The sequence below is a fragment of the Pleomorphovibrio marinus genome, assembly GCF_003347495.1.
Classification (GTDB): domain Bacteria; phylum Bacteroidota; class Bacteroidia; order Cytophagales; family Cyclobacteriaceae; genus Pleomorphovibrio; species Pleomorphovibrio marinus.
The window spans coordinates 1-1,941 of sequence record NZ_QCXY01000027.1; the positions used below are offsets into that span (position 1 = coordinate 1).

General features: G+C 44.4%; 2 protein-coding genes and 1 pseudogene. All 3 read left to right on the forward strand.

The window, feature by feature from the left end; genetic code table 11:
* A pseudogene (locus DB520_RS26160) lies at positions 1-1,048 on the forward strand (hypothetical protein); the annotation flags it as partial.
* A gap of 14 nt (positions 1,049-1,062) precedes the next feature.
* Positions 1,063-1,533: a hypothetical protein gene (locus DB520_RS26165; RefSeq protein ID WP_114752783.1), complete on the forward strand. Its 471-nt coding sequence runs from the start codon at positions 1,063-1,065 to the stop codon at positions 1,531-1,533.
* 226 nt (positions 1,534-1,759) lie between these two features.
* Positions 1,760-1,941: hypothetical protein (locus DB520_RS26910; protein ID WP_198675470.1), on the forward strand; the 182-nt coding region annotated here is incomplete at its 3' end.

Consider the following 1,941-nt stretch of genomic DNA (forward strand, 5'->3'; position numbering starts at 1 on the left):
TGCGCTGGGGAGGTGGTTTGGTGTAGACCCTCAAAACCAGTTTGCCTCTCCTTACACTGGCATGGGGAATAACCCCGTGATGATGGTGGACCCGGATGGGGAGTTGGCGTGGTTTGTTATTCCTGTAATAGTAGGCGCGGTAACAGGAGGAATAAACGTGGCCACAAACTGGAGTGCTATTCAGGCAGCAGGTGGGGGATGGAGTTCATTTGGGGCTGCCGCAGCCAGCTTTGGAGTTGGGTTCGCAGCGGGTGCTGGTGCCACCCTAGGAGCCGGAGCGGCTGCTCCAGCATTGACGGCAGCCTTGGGTACCGGTGCAGCCTCCGGAGCTGCCCTGGGGGCTATAGGAGGAGGTATAAGTGGCTTCACGCTAGGGGCAGGCAACACCTGGATGAACGGGGGCGGCTTTTTAAACGGACTAGGTGCAGGTGCTGCAGGAGCGGGCATAGGGGCCTTGACAGGAGGAGTTACAGGAGGAACATTTAGTGGCGTCAAGTCTCTGATACAAGGTAAGAACTTCTGGACAGGACTTCCAAAAGTAGGGTCAGGCCCTAACTATTCCAATTATGACCTTGGTGTTGAAAGACCGAAATTGGGTTCTGATTTTCCAAAAAGGGAACTTCCGAGAATTGATGGCCCGCTAAATAGGGCAAGTCCAAATCCGGGTGGCAACCCGGATATAGGCAATATCCGGATCGATTTGGAAATGGGTAGGGCCGCTAAAGGTGGAGGAATGTACATTCCAAAAACGCCACTGGCTCAACAAAATGTTGCTGGTTGGGATATTCCATTACCGGACCCTCTTGCCGGTAAATTCCCTCATACCACTTTAGGGGGTAAAATAGGAAGTAATGGTATATTGTATAGACAGTCTGCTACATTTACAGGTGGCTCTTGGCCTTTGGCGAATGGGAAAATAGTTCCTTGGAGTAGAGTGGATTGGACAACTCATGGACGTCCTTTAGTACATCCAAATCCGCATCAACACATTTTTAATTTCAATAACGGAATAAATTGGCGATATGGTAAAGCTGTGCCGTTTCCTTAAAAAAAACTATAATTATGGACGTAGGTTTCGAAATTTTATTACCAATAGATTCAAAGGTAGCAATTGCTAAGTTTGAACGACCTGTTTATGAGTGGCAGGGAGAAAAATTTCCACAGGGTCAAGAGGAAGCTTGGTTTCATTATTTTAGACTAACCAAATCAAATGTTCCAGAACACATCATACCATTCTTGCCAAATGATTTTCAAAATGAGCAATGGCAATGTATTTCAATACTTGATGGAATTGAAAGTTTGTTAGATGAACTTTCTGTTGATACAAATATTCCTAAAGAAAATGATATGTTATTGAATCTATTGCATTCTATAACTAAAGAAGCAAAAAAATGGGTTATAGTTTTTGAACCTGATTATGACTGTATAGACGAAGTAATTGAAGGCGATGTTCATATTGCTTTTTGTAAAATTGTAGATTCTCTCACATTAGAAAGAAATGGCTTTGTGCTATGGTGTAAAAAAATGGATTAAAAGAGAAACTTAAATTCCTGTGCCATTGCAGCTAAAAAGGGATTTAACCCACATTGCAGCTTTTGGTCGTTAAATTATAAATTTCAGTTTATTTTCTGTTTTTAATCTTCAAATTATCCGTACCCCCCTACGATCAAAATTTTTTATGCCCTCCATGGGGCCTTCATTTGATTTGTAGTACACAGAGGGTATTGGATTTTGGATCTAAAGACCAGTACTTTACGGGATGTATTTCAAGTTCTCTTTACGAAAACACCCCCAGTCGGGAAAGTTATGCGGTTACTACCGTCTGGTGGAGAGTTATCGCAATGCGGACAACAGGGTATGCCACCGGACCATCTTGAACGTGGGCTTCATGGAGGATGCCACCCCGGGGCAACTCCGGTACCAGTACAACCTTACCGACCA

Excerpts from the sequence above, each read along its gene's own strand:
- DB520_RS26165 (WP_114752783.1), top strand. The coding sequence starts at position 1,063 with ATGGACGTAGGTTTCGAAATTTTATTACCAATAGATTCAAAGGTAGCA.